The organism is Nocardia sp. NPDC046763 (assembly GCF_040645495.1).
Taxonomy (GTDB): domain Bacteria; phylum Actinomycetota; class Actinomycetes; order Mycobacteriales; family Mycobacteriaceae; genus Nocardia.
This window is the reverse complement of record NZ_JBEYYI010000001.1, coordinates 77223-92388: the sequence shown is the minus strand read 5'-3', so window position 1 is coordinate 92388 and position 15166 is coordinate 77223. Positions and strand designations below refer to the sequence as shown.

At 68.9% G+C, this 15166-nt stretch carries 15 protein-coding genes; 6 read left to right on the top strand and 9 right to left on the bottom strand.

Annotated elements, in window-relative coordinates; translation table 11 throughout:
• Positions 1-310: 310 nt before the first annotated feature.
• The 5 genes from ABZ909_RS00405 to ABZ909_RS00385 form a co-directional block, all read right to left on the bottom strand.
• Entirely contained in the window at positions 311-559 is a 249-nt protein-coding gene (locus tag ABZ909_RS00405; protein WP_356995413.1) for a hypothetical protein, read from the bottom strand.
• On the bottom strand, positions 556-1050 hold the full coding sequence (locus ABZ909_RS00400) for a MogA/MoaB family molybdenum cofactor biosynthesis protein (protein ID WP_354836561.1): 495 nt from the start codon (positions 1048-1050) through the stop codon (positions 556-558). The genes ABZ909_RS00405 and ABZ909_RS00400 overlap by 4 nt, the downstream gene beginning before the upstream one ends.
• Before the next feature lie 98 nt (positions 1051-1148).
• Positions 1149-2930, bottom strand: coding sequence for a trypsin-like peptidase domain-containing protein (locus ABZ909_RS00395; RefSeq protein ID WP_356995411.1), 1782 nt, complete (start codon positions 2928-2930; stop codon positions 1149-1151).
• Positions 2931-3025: 95 nt separating this feature from the next.
• Positions 3026-4411, bottom strand: a complete 1386-nt coding sequence (locus ABZ909_RS00390; RefSeq protein WP_356995887.1) for a HAMP domain-containing sensor histidine kinase — start codon at positions 4409-4411, stop codon at positions 3026-3028.
• A gap of 89 nt (positions 4412-4500) precedes the next feature.
• Complete coding sequence (locus ABZ909_RS00385) at positions 4501-5190, bottom strand: response regulator transcription factor (protein ID WP_356995409.1); 690 nt, start codon at positions 5188-5190, stop codon at positions 4501-4503.
• Positions 5191-5520: 330 nt separating this feature from the next.
• Here ABZ909_RS00385 and ABZ909_RS00380 point away from each other — a divergent pair, with 330 nt between their 5' ends.
• Genes ABZ909_RS00380 through ABZ909_RS00360 form a run of 5 tightly spaced genes read left to right on the top strand, consistent with a single transcriptional unit; the run spans position 5521 to position 10876 of the window.
• Entirely contained in the window at positions 5521-8529 is a 3009-nt protein-coding gene (locus ABZ909_RS00380; RefSeq protein ID WP_356995407.1) for an ATP-binding protein, read from the top strand.
• Complete coding sequence (locus ABZ909_RS00375; protein WP_154789962.1) at positions 8526-8933, top strand: roadblock/LC7 domain-containing protein; 408 nt, start codon at positions 8526-8528, stop codon at positions 8931-8933. The genes ABZ909_RS00380 and ABZ909_RS00375 overlap by 4 nt, the downstream gene beginning before the upstream one ends.
• An 11-nt stretch (positions 8934-8944) precedes the next feature.
• Complete coding sequence (locus ABZ909_RS00370) at positions 8945-9319, top strand: DUF742 domain-containing protein (RefSeq protein WP_356995405.1); 375 nt, start codon at positions 8945-8947, stop codon at positions 9317-9319.
• On the top strand, positions 9300-9995 hold the full coding sequence (locus ABZ909_RS00365) for an ATP/GTP-binding protein (RefSeq protein WP_356995404.1): 696 nt from the start codon (positions 9300-9302) through the stop codon (positions 9993-9995). The genes ABZ909_RS00370 and ABZ909_RS00365 overlap by 20 nt, the downstream gene beginning before the upstream one ends.
• Before the next feature lie 47 nt (positions 9996-10042).
• Entirely contained in the window at positions 10043-10876 is an 834-nt protein-coding gene (locus tag ABZ909_RS00360; RefSeq protein ID WP_356995402.1) for a hypothetical protein, read from the top strand.
• Between the two features lie 28 nt (positions 10877-10904).
• Here ABZ909_RS00360 and ABZ909_RS00355 read toward each other — a convergent pair whose 3' ends face one another.
• Positions 10905-11705, bottom strand: a complete 801-nt coding sequence (locus ABZ909_RS00355) for a VOC family protein (RefSeq protein WP_356995400.1) — start codon at positions 11703-11705, stop codon at positions 10905-10907.
• Between the two features lie 217 nt (positions 11706-11922).
• Between ABZ909_RS00355 and ABZ909_RS00350 the strand changes: the two genes are divergently transcribed.
• On the top strand, positions 11923-12942 hold the full coding sequence (locus ABZ909_RS00350; protein ID WP_356995398.1) for a DUF1906 domain-containing protein: 1020 nt from the start codon (positions 11923-11925) through the stop codon (positions 12940-12942).
• Between the two features lie 410 nt (positions 12943-13352).
• On the opposite strand, the gene rpmF is transcribed toward ABZ909_RS00350, so the two are convergent.
• The 3 genes from rpmF to ABZ909_RS00335 are packed head-to-tail and all read right to left on the bottom strand — an operon-like array spanning position 13353 to position 15107.
• Positions 13353-13526, bottom strand: coding sequence for a 50S ribosomal protein L32 (gene rpmF / locus ABZ909_RS00345; protein WP_356995396.1), 174 nt, complete (start codon positions 13524-13526; stop codon positions 13353-13355).
• 2 nt (positions 13527-13528) lie between these two features.
• Entirely contained in the window at positions 13529-13813 is a 285-nt protein-coding gene (locus tag ABZ909_RS00340) for a type B 50S ribosomal protein L31 (protein ID WP_356995394.1), read from the bottom strand.
• 4 nt (positions 13814-13817) lie between these two features.
• A complete protein-coding gene (locus ABZ909_RS00335) occupies positions 13818-15107 on the bottom strand; it encodes a GTP-binding protein (RefSeq protein WP_356995392.1) in 1290 nt (429 codons plus the stop codon).
• Positions 15108-15166 lie beyond the last annotated feature (59 nt).

The following is a 15166-nucleotide window of genomic DNA, read 5'->3' as shown; positions in this document are numbered from 1 at the left end:
TTTTCTTGCGGACAACCCCGACCACCGAGGCTGAAGAGGCCACTACGACACAGAATTCCGACGGAGGCAACGTTCAAGCACGCTACTCACACCTGTCAGAGCCGTAGCTTTGGCAACTAGAGAGAGATTTTAGCCACAACAGCTACTAGATGGCAACAATCTGATAACGGGCAGATCAAATCAGATAACAGCGCATCGGCAATTTTTTGGCGAATGACGCCGTCAGCCAGTGAACAGGCGTGCGGCATCGACGGCATCCAGCCGGACATGAATACGTCGCGAGCGACTCGACCGTGATACGGGAGCAGACTCAGCCGTGATGCGGCGGAACTTGGGAACGCAGCCAATCATCGGAGGATCGGCCGGATTCGGGCTCGGGAGTGCGCTCGTCCGTGGTCGTGGACGGCAGCTCGTCACCGAAGATGCGCGCCAGCCGGGCGCGCTCGGCGGGTGTCAAACGACGAGACCCCGCCCGGCGCTCGGCCGGACGGGGTGAGTCCGAGGTCTCGGATGACCCTGAAGTCTCCGATGACGCTGGAGGCTGCTCGGCGTCTGTCATTCCGACAGACCGGACAATTCATCGATGACCCGGCTGGCCAGCGGGCCCAGGGTGGCCATGCCGTCGCGGATCGCGGCACGCGAACCCGGCAGGTTCACCACCAGCGTGCTGCCCGAGACCCCGGCCAGACCGCGGGACAGGCCGGCGTCCAGCGAACCCGAGGCCAGCCCGGACGAACGCAGCGCCTCGCTGATGCCGGGCAACACCCGGTCCAGCACCTCCTCGGTGGCCTCCGGGGTGACGTCACGCGGCGACATGCCGGTGCCGCCGACCGAGATGACCAGGTCGACGCCACCGATCACCGCGGTATTGAGCGCATTGCGGATCTCCACCTCATCGGCCTGCACCGACACCGAGGCGTCCACCAGGAACCCGGCCTCGGTGAGTAGTTCGGTGACCAGCGGACCCAGGGAGTCCACCCCGCCATGGGCGGTTCGATCGTCGACGACCACGACAAGAGCACGGCCCGCCACAGCGGTATCGATTTCCATGGTGCTCACCGTAGCGCCCTTGTCCGACAACAGCTCCCAGCCCCCGTCCGTGGTGACGCGAATCGCCGGGGTCGGTTCTCTACCGCTCTCGTGAATCATCATCGGCCGCCCTCCGTAGCTGCCACGCCGAGGGTCACCTCGACGGTCTTGGGGTTCTTGCCCTGGTCGTCGGTGTAGGTCACCTTGACCTTGTCACCGGGCCGGTGCGAGCGCACCCCGGCGATCAGCGAATTGCCCGAATCCACAATCTGGTCATCGATTTTCGTGATGATCGCGTTTTTCGGAATGCCGGCCTTGGCGGCGGGGCCGTCGGGCGACACGTCCATCACGCGCGCGCCGTTGACGTCGTCTTGCGCCCGCACGGTCACCCCGATCTGGGCGTAGGTGGCCTTGCCGTTCTTGATCAGCTCGTCGGCCACCCGGCGCGCGGTGTCCACCGGAATGGCGAAGCCCAGGCCGATGGAGCCGCTCTGCGCGCCCGCCGACTCGGCGGTGCCCAAGGTCGCGATGGCGGTATTGATGCCGATCAGCTTGCCGCTCATATCGACCAGCGCGCCGCCGGAATTGCCGGGGTTGATGGCCGCGTCGGTCTGGATGGCATCGATGACAGTGCCCTGCGAACCCGGCTCGCCACTGGTGGAGACCGGGCGGTTGAGCGAGGACACGATGCCGCTGGTCACCGTGCCAGCCAGGCCCAGCGGCGAACCGATCGCCACCACGCCCTGGCCGACCTGCAGGTTCGCCGACTGGCCCAGGTCGATCGGCTGGAGACCGGTCTTGCCGGTGACCCGGATGACCGCGATGTCCGACACCGAATCCGCGCCCACCACTGTGGCCGGGGCGGTCGAGCCGTCACTGAAGGCCACATCCATCTTGGCGTTCTGGCCCGCGCCGCTGACCACGTGGTTGTTGGTGAGGATCAGGCCGTCCGAGGACAGGATCACGCCCGACCCCTCGCCCTCGGCCCGCGCGCCGGCGACCCGGATCATGACCACGCTGGGCAGCACCTTCTGCGCCACCGCCTGCACCGAACCGTCCGGCGCGGGCGCCGTCTTGCCATTGCCGACCGGCTGATCGAGTGCGTTGGTCACGGTGGAGCGGGTGTCGTTGTGGTGGGTGGCCAGCGCACCGACCGCGCCACCGATGCCGCCGCTGAACAGCGCCAGCACCACCGCACCCGCGACCAGACCCGTGCGGCCGGACCGCTTGGGCGCGGGCGCGCCCCCGTAGGGCATCCCCGGCACACCCGGCATGCCCGGGCCGTTCGGCGCACCCGGAATCATCTGTGTCGGATGCTGTCCGGTGGCGTACCCGGCCCCCGACGCCGCGTACGCCTGCCCGTAGGCGCCGACCGGAATCTGCTCGGTCGGATGCTTCCCTACCCCGTACTGCTCCGAATAGGGCTGTGCCCCACCGAAAGCCGCGCCGTAGGCCGGAGCACCCTGCGGCGCACCGTAACCCGCGCCCGGCAGGATCTGGGTCGCCGGGTCTGCGCCGTAGGCGGGGCCACCGGCACGAGGAAAGGCCGGTACGGGACCCGGAACCGGTTGTCCCGTAACGCCGGAACCGGGTCCGGGACCCTGTCCCTGCGCGGTGCCGGTGGAAAAGGACTGCGCCGCACCGAGTCCGGCGGGAGCCGCGGATTCGGGGGTGGCCGCCTCGGGGGCCGCGGGCGGGCCGGCGGGGGCGGGCGGGCCGGCGGGGGCGGGATGACCCGGCTGCGGCTGCGGGGCCGCGGAGGCGGCGAAGCCGTCGAAGGGCTGGGATCCGGCCTCGGGGGTGGCGGAGCCTGCGGGGTCGCGCTTGGGCAGGCCGGAGGCGGTGGTATCCGGGGTGTCGCCTTCGGGCCCGGTGCCCCGGGTGTTCGAATCCTCGGTCATTTCTCGTTTTCTCCTCGAGTCTCGTCGCCAAGCCTGGCGGGAACGACTGAGAGTGGACTGAGACCGTGCTTGCTTTTCGCCGAGCTTTCCAGCGCTCAGTCCGGCGCCGAGTCTGGCAGCGGCGGTGCGCCTTCTCCAGGCAGCACGATACGGATCAAAGCGCCACCACGGTCGGAAGTATCGATGTTGATGGTGCCACCGTGTTTGGTCACCACCTGCTTGACGATGGCCAGCCCGAGTCCGGAGCCGGGCATGGAGCGCGAGGCGGTGGTCCGGTAGAAGCGTTCGAACACCAGCTCCCGTTCGGCGGGCGGAATGCCGGGCCCGGCATCGTCGACGGCGAACTCCAGCAGCCCGCGTCCGCTCTCGCGCATGGCGACGAAGACCTTGGCGCCGTGGGGGCTCCATTTGGCAGCATTGTCGAGCACATTGAGCAGTGCGCGTTCCAGTCCCGGTTCGTCGCCGTAGATGAACCAGGGGCGCAATTGGGCATCGAATTCGATCCCGGTGCGCCGCCGCCGGACTCGCTCCAGCGCCCGCTCGGCCACGTCGCCGAGGTCGATCTGCTCGTAGACGGTCTCGGGCGCGTCCTCGCGGGCCAGGTCGACCAGATCGCCGACCAGTGTGGACAACTCCTCGATCTGGGCCATCACGTCGGAGCGCAGTTCGGCCATGTCCTCATCCGGGATGCGGGGCGCGCCCGGCCGGGAGGAGGCGATGAGCAGTTCCATATTGGTGCGCAAAGAGGTCAGTGGCGTCTTCAGCTCATGACCGGCGTCGGCGACCAACCGGCGCTGCCGTTCCCGAGATTCGCCCAGGGCCCGCAGCATGGTGTTGAAACTCTCGGTGAGCCGGGCGAGTTCGTCGTCGCCGGTGACCGGGATGGGGGTCAGGTCGTCGGTGCGGGCGATGCGTTCGGTGGCCGCGGTGAGCCGGGCGATGGGCCGCAAGCCGGTGCGGCCCACGGTGGTTCCGGCCGCCGCGGCCACGATGACCCCGCAGCCGCCGACCACGAACAGCAGCCAGGCCAGCCGGTCCAGCACCTCCTTGGTGGGCTCCAGCCGCTGCGAGACGACCAGGGTGGATCCGGAGTGCGTGCGCCGCGCCAGCACTCGCTGATCCTCGACGGTGCGCAGCGAGAAGCTGATCTCGCCGCGGGCCACCGCGCGCTCCTGATTGCCGATGGGCGGAAGCGTGGTCTGCGGGGGCACGTATTGCGACTGGTCCGGGAAGACCAGGGCGACGCCGACATCGCTGGAGTACAGCCCGGCGAACACCAGCGACTGGAAGCCGAGGCTGTCGAGGTTGTTGTCGATCATCACCGAAGCCCGCGCCCGCAGTTGCGAATCCACGTCCGCGTACAGCGAGCGCGCCACCATGGCGTAGGCGGCGATCGAGGTGAAGGCGACCGCGACGGCCACCACGGAGGCGGCCAGCAGCGTGACCCGCCAGCGCAGCGAAACCGACCGGGTCAGCGGCATGGGCGGCCGCAGCTCGGCCGACTCCGGACGCGACCCGAGTCCGGCGACCACCGGCCGCCGGGGAACGGTTCTTCCCACGAGCACGGCTCCTACGGCGGGGTCTCGCGCAGCACGTAGCCGACGCCGCGCACGGTATGGATGAGACGCGGTTCACCGTCGGCCTCGGTCTTGCGGCGCAGATAGCCGATGTACACCTCGAGCGCATTGCCGGAGGTGGGGAAGTCGTAGCCCCACACCTCCTCCAGAATGCGGCTGCGGGTGAGCACACGACGGGGGTTGGCCATCAGCATCTCCAGCAGCGAGAACTCGGTGCGGGTCAGGCTGATCTGGCGTTCGCCGCGGGTGACCTCGCGGGTGACCGGATCCAGCGACAGGTCGGCGAAGGCCATGGCCTCCGAGGAGGCGTCGACCGGATCGCCGGCGGTGCGGCGCAGCAGCGCGCGCAGCCGGGCCAGCAGTTCCTCGAGGGCGAAGGGCTTGGGTAGGTAGTCGTCGGCGCCGGCGTCCAGTCCGGCGACGCGTTCGGAGACCGAATCCCGTGCCGTGAGTACCAGAATCGGCAGATCGTCGCCGGTGCTGCGGAGTCGGCGGCACACCTCGAGCCCGTCGAGCCGGGGCATCATGACGTCCAGGACGAGGGCGTCGGGTCGCTGACTGGCGGTCTTCTCCAAGGCGTCCAGACCGTCGACCGCGAGGTCGACGGTGTACCCGTTGAAGGTCAACGAGCGACGCAGCGATTCCCGGACCGCGCGGTCGTCGTCGACTACCAGAATGCGCATGGTAACCAGTCTGCCCACAGCGACTGAGAGGTGACTGAGAAGGTCCCCTTCGACACGCCGGACGGGTTGGGCAGATGACCTGCGCATTTCGCGGAGGACCGACGCCAAGTGGTTGCGGTGTCACCCAAATTCGCGCGAAACCCCTTGCGGGAAGCCCTCATTCGGAAACTAAACCTCAAAGTCCTACGAATTGCCGTTAGTCAGCCCACGCGGTATGTTGCAGGCCGTAAAAGAAGACCCTTAGTTGGTTCCGCGCGGGTTCGACCCCAAAGCCGTACAACCGCATACGTACCCGAGGGGCAATCGTGAAGCGGAGGCGACGGAAGCGGGATGGAAGCAGCACCCCGGTCCTGGCAATTCAGCCTGTCCAACTGGCCCGTTACCCGCAAGGTCGGGATCGTACTGGTGCTCCCGGTGCTCCTCGCCGCGACCTTCGCGGTACTGCGCATCAACAGCGAATTGCAGACCATCTCGAAACTGAGCGCGGCGTCCGAGCAGATGGACGTGCTCCACCCCACCGTCAAATTCCTCGTCAGCAGCAACGAACTCGCGGTCGCCGCGATCACCGGCGGCAATCAGGACGCCGATCCCGACCTCGACGGCGCCACGGCCAAGTTCGATCAGGCCGAGGCCGAACTCGAAACAGTCCTCAAGTCCTCCAACGCCGATCCGGGTGTCACCAAGGAACTCGGCGCCGCCATCGCGGTCGCCAAGACCATGCGCAACAGCCTGCGCACCAGCTCCCCGCAGACCATCGGCGATCAGGTCGACGAGGTGCAGACCCGGGCGCAGAACGCGCTCGCGGGCGCTCCCACCGTCGGCGACCTCCGGGTGCAGCAGTCCTTCCTGCAGTTCGGTGCGGCCCAGACCGCCGCCCGCCTGCTCACCCAGGAGCGGATCATGCTCGCCGCACCCGGAGCGGGTTCCAATCCGGCGCTGCGGACCAAGCTGCTCACCGCCATCGGCGCCGAGATCACCATGATCGAGGTGTATCGCGGCATGGCGCCGGACGCGGCGCAGAACGCGAACACGCTGAAGGACAATGCCGGTGCGCGTGTCGGCATCCTGATGCAGAACGTGCCCGATCCGGGCAGCCTGCCGGCCATGCAGGACTCGTTGCGAGGCAGTGCCGACACCTACGACAAGGAAGTGTCCACGGTCGCGAGCTCGATGGACTCCAAGCTGGCCCAGCTCACCACCGAGGCGCGCAACAACGTCCTGCGCGATACCTCCATCGTGATCGGCATGCTGCTGGCCGGTCTCGCGCTGGCGCTGGTAGTGGCCCGCTCGCTGGTGGTCCCGGTCCGTCGCCTGCGACGAGACGCCTTGCAGGTGGCCCACATCGACCTGCCGCAGGAACTCGAGGTGGTGCGCGCCGGCGGCGCGACCCCGGAGATCTCGCCGGTCGACGTGCACACCACCGAGGAGATCGGGCAGCTGGCCCGAGCCGTCGACGACATCCACTCCCAGGCCCTCCACCTGGCCGCCGAACAGGCGCGCCTGCGCCTGCAGATCGGCAATATGTTCGAGACCCTCTCGCGTCGCAGCCAATCCCTCGTGGAGCAGCAGCTGTCGCTGATCGAGGAGCTCGAGCGCGACGAGGACGACTCCGAGCGCCTGCAATCGCTGTTCCGCCTCGACCACCTCGCCACCCGCATGCGCCGCAACGGCGACAACCTGCTGGTGCTGGCCGGAACCGCCCTGCGCCGTGGCCATCTCGCGCCGGTGCCGCTGTCGGACATGCTGTGGTCCTCGGTCTCGCAGGTGGAGGACTACCAGCGCGTCGAGATCGGCACCGTGCCCGACGGCATCGTCGCTGGTGAACCCGCCGTCGACATCGAGCACCTGCTGGCCGAGCTGATCGACAACGCGCTCCGCTACTCCCCGCCCACCACCCCGGTCGCGGTATCGGTGGCGCGCGCCGTGGACGGCGGCTACCTGATCGAGATCACCGACCGCGGCCTCGGCATGAACGCCGAGGACCTGCAGGGCATCAACGACCGCCTGGCCTCCGGTGGCGAGGTCAATGTCGAGACCGCCCGCCGCATGGGTCTTTTCGTCGTCGGCCGCCTGGCCAAGCGGCACAACATCACCGTCAGCCTGCGCCGCACCTCCGCCATGGTGCAGCAGCCGGGCATCACCGGCAGCGTGCACCTGCCGGGCAGCCTGGTCTCGCCCGCGCCTGAGCGCGTCGGTGACCCCACCGGGCAGTACCCCGTTGCCTCCCCGCTGCCGGTGCCCCCGGCGGCCCTGGCCTCCGGCCCGATCGCGGTGCCGTCCGGGCCGATTCCGGTGCCGTCCGGGCCGATTCCGGCGCCTGCCGGCCTGATTCCGGCACCCTCGGGCCCGATCACGGGCTCACAGCCCGCGCTCACCCCGCCGCGGCTGACCCCGGTGCCGAACCTGCCCGAGCCCGCCGCGGCCACCACCACCGGACGTTTCACCAGTTCCGGCCTGCCGCAGCGCAAGCCGGGCCCCGACACCGGTGAGCAGCCGATCGTCCCTACCTTCACCGAGCCGCCGCAGGTGGCGCAGGTGGAGGACCGGTTCTCCGACGGCTTCACCGACGCCTTCACCGAACCCGAGGACGCGCGCGCCTACAGCGTGTCCGCCCCGCGGCCGGAACCGGCTGCGCCGCAGCAGAGTCCCGCGCCGACGCACTACTACTGGGGCGAGGCGCGCACGCCCGAGCCGGAGCAGACTGCCGAGCCCGTCCGGATGCCCGAGCCCGTCCGGATGCCCGAGCCCGTCTGGATGCCCGAGCCCGTCGCGCCGGCCCCCGAGCCGCAGATCACGGAGCCGGCGCGAGGCTGGAACCCGAACGGCCCCGACACCGGCAGCTACTTCGGCAACGGGTACAGCGCCTTCGGCGACAACGATCGGCCCACGGTCCCCGCTGACGCCAACGGCGGCACGAACGGCAACGCCGACACCATTGTTCGCGGCGACGAGGCCGCACCCGCTGCCGCGCGCCCGGTCGCTCCCCCGCCCGGCCTGCGCCCGGTCGGCGCGGCCCCGACCCCGATCTATCAGCGCATGGTCTCCGAGTGGCTGGTGGAACCGGCCGACGGGAACCAGAACGGCGCTGCCTGGTCGTCGAGTTCGGACAGCGGCTGGGCCGCGGCCGAAGAGGCGGCCAACCCGACCACAACCAGTCGCACCGAGGGCGGCCTGCCGATTCGGCGACCCGGCGCCCAGCTGGTGCCCGGTGCCGTCGCCCAGGAGGACGACGGCAGCGGCCGCAATCCGGACGAGATCCGCGACAGCCTCTCCAGGCACCTCAGCGGCGTCCGCTCCGGGCGGGCCGACTCCCAGTACAACGACGGAGGGCATGCATGACCGACACACAGCGCACCACCACCGATGAGAATCTGAACTGGCTGGTCACCCGCTTCACCCGGGAGGTACCGGGCGTCTCGCACGCCGTCCTGGTCTCCGCGGACGGTCTGCTGCAGGCCACCAGCCCGCATCTGCCGGCCGACCGGGGTGAGCAGCTGGCCGCGGTGACCGCCGGTCTGGCCAGCCTGTCCGCCGGGGCCGCACAGCTTTTCGAGGGCGGCAAGGTGATGCAGTCCATCGTCGAAATGCAGCGTGGCTACCTGCTGGTCATGAGCGTCGGCAATGGCTCGCACCTGGCGGTGCTGGCCAACAAGCAGCACGACATCGGCCGCATCGGCTACGAAATGGCCCTGCTGGTCGACCGGGTCGGGTCCGTGGTCTCGGCCACCGCCCGTACCGCCTAGACGAGCTGCGCATGACCAATCCCCTTGGCGGCAGTAACCGGCCACCGACCACACGTGTTCGTCCCTACGCGCTGACCTCCGGCCGTACCGAGCCGGCGGTGGAGCTACCGCTCGAGGCGGTCGTCGAAACCCTGTCCTATACCGCCCATTTCGACTGGCCCGCCGGTGACGTGCGCACCGAGATCCTGCGACTCGGTACCGCGCGGCTCTCGGTCGCCGAGATCGCGGCTCATCTGGGCCGGCCGCTGGGTATGGTGCGAGTCGTCATCGGCGATCTCGTCGTCGCCGGAACCCTGCGTGTGCATTCGACTTTGAGCGATCAGGCGACCTTCGACGAGCGCCGGTCACTAATGGAGAGGACACTGCATGGACTCCGCGCCCTATGACGGCGGAGGCTACCCCGGTGGCCCGCACGGGGCCCCCGCATACACCACCGGGCAGTTCCCGAACCTGGCGCTGCAGTACCCGCCGCGACCGGGTGAGGAGTCGCGCACGGCCTCGACCAAGATCGTCGTAGCCGGCGGTTTCGGCGCGGGCAAGACGACCTTCGTGGGCGCGGTCTCGGAAATCGTGCCGCTGCGCACCGAGGCCATGGTGACCGGCTACTCCGACGGGGTCGACGACCTCGCCGCCACGCCGGGCAAGGAAACCACCACGGTGGCCATGGATTTCGGCCGTATCATCCTGCCCGGCAACCTGGTGCTGTACCTGTTCGGCACGCCCGGGCAGCGGCGGTTCTGGTTCATGTGGGACGACCTGATCCGCGGCGCCATCGGCGCGGTGGTGCTCGTCGACACCCGTCGCATCGAGGACAGTTTCGCGGCCGTGGACTTCTTCGAGGCCAAGTCGCTGCCGTTCCTGATCGCGGTCAACCGTTTCCCGGACGCACCGCGCTTCCCGGTCACCGAACTCCGTGAGGCGCTCAGCGTGCGCGAGGGTGTGCCGATCGTGGACATCGACGCGCGCGACCCGGCCGAGGTGCGCCGGGCGCTGGCCGCCGTCACCGAGTACGCGATCGAACGGCTGGCGGCCGCGCAGCGCGAAACCGCGCAGCACGGTTAGCGGTTCGCACGTCCAGGGTCGCAGCAGACGAAGACAGAGGTGTCGGGATGATCTACTTCTCCATGGGCTACTGGGTGCTGGCGCTGGCGTTGATCGTGTCGTTCGCGGGCGCGGCATGCGGTCTGGCCTGCATTCGCCAGTCCACCAAGTCGGTGACCCAGCGGTTCCGGATCGTGTGGCTGTTCGTGGCGGCGATATCCATCGGCGGCGTCGGCGTCGCCATGCCGGTCTTCGTGTCGATGCTCGGCTTCGATGTGCGGGGCAGCCAGCTGCGCTACGACAACGTGTCCATCACCCTGTTCTCGGTGCTGTCGGCGGCCACCGTGTTCGCGGCGCTGCTCATCAACGGCAGGCGGCTGGCCTGGTGGCGGCTGCTGGTGGCGGCGGCGGTAATGGCCTTCGGCTTCGGTGACGTCCACCAGTTGCTGCTGGGCGCCATCCGGATTCAGGGCAGTGTGGACCGCAGCCTGGTGTCCTCGGTGGCGGTGTACGTGATCGCCTTCGTGCTCTCGGCGCTGATGCTGTGGTTCAGCCTGTGGGTCGGCTCGGTGCCGATGGTGCTGGCCGGCGCGGTGCTGTACGCGATCCTGGTGATCGGCATGCACTACGCCGGGCTGACCGGGCTCCAGGTGCACGTGGATCCGGCCGCGGCCACACCGCACGGAAACGTGCTGTTCAACTTCTTCGTGCCGACCTTCATCATCGGCACGCTGTCGCTGGCGATTCCGATCACGGCCATTCTGGTCGCTCCGGACCGGCGCGCGGCGCGGGCCCCGATGACAACCGCGGATCCGCAGACGGCACAGGGCACTTCGCTGCAGGCGGCGTCGCAGCAGGCCGCGGCACGGCAGGGTCTGCGACGGCCGGAATCGGTGCGCTGAGCGTTCTTCCGCAGCGCGATCGTTCCTTTCAGCCTGCGGCTGCGGGCGTCTCGGCGGTGGTGGGATCGAGCAGGCCGAACAGTTCGCCCTGGGGCGCGGCCATGATGGCCATCCGGCCGAACGGTCCGTCGGTGGCGGACATGAGCACGGTCGCGCCCAGCTCCACGGCCCGGGTGAGGCCGGAGTCGATACGTTCGAACTGGAACCAGGTCAGCCAGTAGGGCTGGGCGGCGGCCACGCCGTTGACGCTGTCGTCGTTGATGCCGCCGACCGACTCGGTCCCGCCGGGCGGGGTGAAGGTGGCGTAGCGGATGGCCTCGTCGTCGAATTCGGTGAAGGTGAAGCCGAAGACCTCGCCGTAGAAGGCCTTGGCGGCCGCGAAATCGCCGGTGTGCAGGTCGTTCCAGACGTAGGCGCCGTGTTCGTTGTACACCGCCGCGCCATCGTGCGCGCGGGCCTCCCAGACCGCGAAGGGCGCGCCGGAGGCGTCGGCGGCCACGAACATGCGGCCGAACTCCATCACGTCGAAGGCCGGCACCAACAGGCTGCCGCCCGCCGCGGTCACCTGCTCGGCTGCCTTGTCGGCATCGGCGACCGCGAGATATGTGGTCCACACCGACGGCACCCCGGCCTCCGGCTTGGGCCCGATGCCCGCCACCGCCTGTCCGTCGCGTAGGGCCATGAGGTATCCCCCGGCGTCCTCGCCGCCGCCTTGCATGTCCCAGCCGAAGAGCGCGGCGTAGAACTCACCGGCCTTGGCCGGATCGTCGACCTGACAGTCGACCCAGCACGGTGTTCCCGGGGGCCAGGCCTCATTGCGTATCGGCATCGGTCATCACCTTTCCGCCTCTCCGCGACTTCAGCGCCCGGCTGAGAGCCGTTGACAGGCATGCATGCGGAGTGAAGTTGAGAGCCAACCCGATTCTGGACGTCCCCGGCGAGTTACCCCGATCGTGCGAAATCAGTTGTCGCGTTCGCTCATAGCCGACCAGTCAACCACCGCAATCCAGCACAGTCGGCGTGTCCACCGAATTACAGTGGGAACCATGCGTTTCGGGCTGGACTACGCCGCAGGTCGTCCCGCGCCGAGTGCCATCAGGGCAGCCGGATACGACTTCGTGATCCGCTACCTGTCCGATGGCGGGCCCACCCTGCCGGGCAAGCTCCTCACTCCCGCCGAGGCGGACGGCCTGCGCGCACAGGGCATTTCCATCGTCTCCAACTGGGAGACCACCGCCGCCCGTATGCTCGACGGCTATGGCGCGGGCGTCACCGATGCGCGCGCCGCGCTGGCCCAGGTGCTGCGCTGCGGGGGCCGGGCGGACCGGCCCATCTACTTCTCCGCCGATTTCGACGCCACCCCGCAGCAGCAGGTGCCCATCGACGCCTACCTGGACGGTGCGGCCAGCGTCATCGGACGCGCGAATGTCGGGATCTACGGCGGATATTGGCCGGTGAGCCGGGCGCTGGACAGCGGGACCGCGGCCTGGGCGTGGCAGACGGTGGCCTGGTCCGGCGGGAATGTCGATCCGCGGATCGCCCTCTATCAGACCGGCGAGCAGGTCACGGTCGACGGTGTGCAATGCGATGTGAACCAAACCGACAGAGCCGACTTCGGCCAGTGGGATGTGGAAACGGAGGAACCCGACTTGACTCCCGAGCAGGACGAGGTGTTGCGCGACATCCAGACTCAGCTGCGCGGTCCGGGCCTGCACGGCTGGCCGCAGCTGGGCACCGACGCCCAGGGCCGCGACCGGACGGTGGTGGACGGGCTGGCTGCGGCGCTCGCTCAGATCGACGAACTGCGTACCGAGATCAGCGATCTGGAGACGACGACGGCCGAGCTCAAGGACGAGGTGGCGCGGTTGTCGGGCCAGCATCGCTGGCCGTTCCCCTTCTCGCTGGTGGAGGGTCCGGCCACGGCGATCGCCGATCAGCTGGCAAAGCTCGAGCAGTTGCTGCCCGGAGTGCCGCTGCCCGGCTGGGGCACCGGCCCGAACGGTCATCCGGCCGCCGCGGGACAAGCTCCGGCGGAGCAGCAGCCGAAAGCGGTATCCGACAGTTGATTTGGCTGATTTGTCGGATTTATTTCAGCACACGGCCAGCGACCGAACGGACTGCACGTTACTGCGGAACAGTGCGTGAACTGCCGTTGAAGCGAGCCCGAACCGGCCCTGAAGTGGCGATGAGCGGGTTCTTCTGTAATCAGAAGAACCCGCCCTCAAGGCATGAGGATACCGTCGCCAGGCCACGAGTTCACAACTTCGGGGAAACTTTTTCGCGCCTGTGCAATATTCGGACGACCGAGCCCTGGCCGGGCCACGCTCGAGCAGATCTCCGGCGGGACAGCAATTTTGGGGCTATTGTCGGGCTTGTCCGATCTTCTTGTTGCGGTTCCCGACGGAGGAGGCTCCCGTGGCCGGCAGCGTGGTACTCGACAAGGCTCTCGAAGGCTGAGGCCGGGCAGCCTGATCGATCAGAGCTTCGCCGGATCGATCAGGCCGCGCTCCACCGCCCGCGCGAGTCGGCGCGGCACCTGGTACACCGCTCCCCCGACCTTGACCGGAATCAGATCCGGCGGGGCCGCCTTCCACTGCGAGCGCCGGCTGCGGGTATTGGCCCGCGACATTCTGCGCTTCGGAACGGCCATGGTCAGTTCTCCTCATCCGCAGTCGAATTGCGATTGCCGCGAACACGTTTGCCGTAGCGGCGCTCGAACTTCTCCACGCGGCCCGCGGTGTCGAGCACACGCTGATTCCCGGTCCAGAACGGATGCGAATCCGAGGTCACATCGACCACCAGCAGCGGGTAGGTATTGCCGTCCTCCCACTCGATTGTGCGAGTGGACACCGCGGTGGAACGGGTCAGGAAGCATTTTCCGGTGCTCACGTCCTGGAAGACCACCGGATGGTAGTCGGGGTGAATTCCCTGTTTCATCACTTCACCTTTCGTTGTTGCGAGTGGCGCTGTCCCCGGCGGCGGGCGCGGATCGAGCTGTGTCACAAGGCTCTTCGTGCTGGTCGGCGAACGGGTCCGGCCACAGCGCGAGGCGTTCGGGCGCGAATCGCACCTGTCGCAGTTCGTCCTCGTCCACCAGCGCCCAGTGCAGCGCGTGGCGGATCTCCTCGGCATCGGCGTCGGCGACCAGGATCACCAGCGAGGTGTGGCGGTCACCGAAGTGTTCGTGCCAGCGCAGAGACGCGAGCGCGCGGCGCTCCGGATCCACCTCGTCCAGTTCCCGGGATGTCATGGCGGCCAGCCATTTTCCCGCGCCGCCGACCCGCAGCCCGCCACCCGCGGACTCCAGCCAGACCACCTCGTCGGGCTGGGTGGCGAGCCACACCCGGCCGTGAGCGCTCACCACACCCGCGAGCAGGACATCGATCGCCGAGTGCAGTCGATCGGGGTGAAAGGGGCGGTCGGTGGCGAATTCCACCAGTGCCACACCGCAATCCGGCTCCAGCGGCGGACCGCCGGCCAGCAGCGGCGCGTGCGGGTCGAAGGGTGCGCCGCGCCGCGCGTCGGCGGGCACCCGACGCAGCAGCCAGGTCAGATCGTCCACCCCCAGCCCGGCCGGCCCCGCCACCCAGGCGACCGGAGCGCGCGGGGACAGCCGGGCCAGCACAGCCGCGGTGCGCTCGCGGTCTACCAGATCGGCCTCGCCGTCGAAAACCATCAGGGCATCGGCGAATTCGACCTGACCGACGGCCAGTTGCGCCACCGTGCGCTCGTCTTCGGCGGTAGCGTGGCCGCGTTCGGACAGCGACTCGTCGCCGGTGGCGTCGGCCAACCAGTCGCGGGCGTCGACACAGGTGAGGACGGTGTCGATGCGAACGCTGCGCCCGGCCGGGCCGTCGACGCGCCCGACCACGCCGGTCACCGTCACGTCGGTGATGGCCTGGCACACCGCCTCCGCCTCGAAGGCCGGGTCCAGCGCGAGCACGATGCGCCGCACCGAATCCCGCTCGGCCAGCAGACACAGGTAGGGCAGCAGGTCGGCGCGCAAGGTGCACGAGACACAGCCGTGCGCGAGTTCCAGCACGGTCGTGGTCTCCCGACCGTCGATGCGGACGATGCGCCGCACCACGCCCTGGCGCAGCTCGCTCAGGTCGTGCCGGACCACGACCGTTCCGGGCTTCCCGCCCAGCAGGTGGGCGGCCTGCTCGACACCCTCGGCGGCGCGTCCGGGGAGTCCCGCGAGGACGAGCACAGGCTTGCGTTGGGACGGCACCGGTCCCCCTTTCGACAATGATTTTCAATTACCGGAGAGTCAATGTACCTTGGAATAAC

Excerpts from the sequence above, each read along its gene's own strand:
- ABZ909_RS00340 (WP_356995394.1), bottom strand. The coding sequence starts at position 13,813 with ATGAAACAGGGAATTCACCCCGACTACCATCCGGTGGTCTTCCAGGAC.
- ABZ909_RS00385 (WP_356995409.1), bottom strand. The coding sequence starts at position 5,190 with ATGCGCATTCTGGTAGTCGACGACGACCGCGCGGTCCGGGAATCGCTG.
- ABZ909_RS00380 (WP_356995407.1), top strand. The coding sequence starts at position 5,521 with ATGGAAGCAGCACCCCGGTCCTGGCAATTCAGCCTGTCCAACTGGCCC.
- ABZ909_RS00395 (WP_356995411.1), bottom strand. The coding sequence starts at position 2,930 with ATGACCGAGGATTCGAACACCCGGGGCACCGGGCCCGAAGGCGACACC.
- ABZ909_RS00360 (WP_356995402.1), top strand. The coding sequence starts at position 10,043 with ATGATCTACTTCTCCATGGGCTACTGGGTGCTGGCGCTGGCGTTGATC.
- ABZ909_RS00370 (WP_356995405.1), top strand. The coding sequence starts at position 8,945 with ATGACCAATCCCCTTGGCGGCAGTAACCGGCCACCGACCACACGTGTT.
- ABZ909_RS00390 (WP_356995887.1), bottom strand. The coding sequence starts at position 4,411 with ATGCCGCTGACCCGGTCGGTTTCGCTGCGCTGGCGGGTCACGCTGCTG.
- ABZ909_RS00350 (WP_356995398.1), top strand. The coding sequence starts at position 11,923 with ATGCGTTTCGGGCTGGACTACGCCGCAGGTCGTCCCGCGCCGAGTGCC.
- ABZ909_RS00355 (WP_356995400.1), bottom strand. The coding sequence starts at position 11,705 with ATGCCGATACGCAATGAGGCCTGGCCCCCGGGAACACCGTGCTGGGTC.
- rpmF (WP_356995396.1), bottom strand. The coding sequence starts at position 13,526 with ATGGCCGTTCCGAAGCGCAGAATGTCGCGGGCCAATACCCGCAGCCGG.
- ABZ909_RS00365 (WP_356995404.1), top strand. The coding sequence starts at position 9,300 with ATGGACTCCGCGCCCTATGACGGCGGAGGCTACCCCGGTGGCCCGCAC.
- ABZ909_RS00375 (WP_154789962.1), top strand. The coding sequence starts at position 8,526 with ATGACCGACACACAGCGCACCACCACCGATGAGAATCTGAACTGGCTG.
- ABZ909_RS00405 (WP_356995413.1), bottom strand. The coding sequence starts at position 559 with ATGACAGACGCCGAGCAGCCTCCAGCGTCATCGGAGACTTCAGGGTCA.
- ABZ909_RS00400 (WP_354836561.1), bottom strand. The coding sequence starts at position 1,050 with ATGGAAATCGATACCGCTGTGGCGGGCCGTGCTCTTGTCGTGGTCGTC.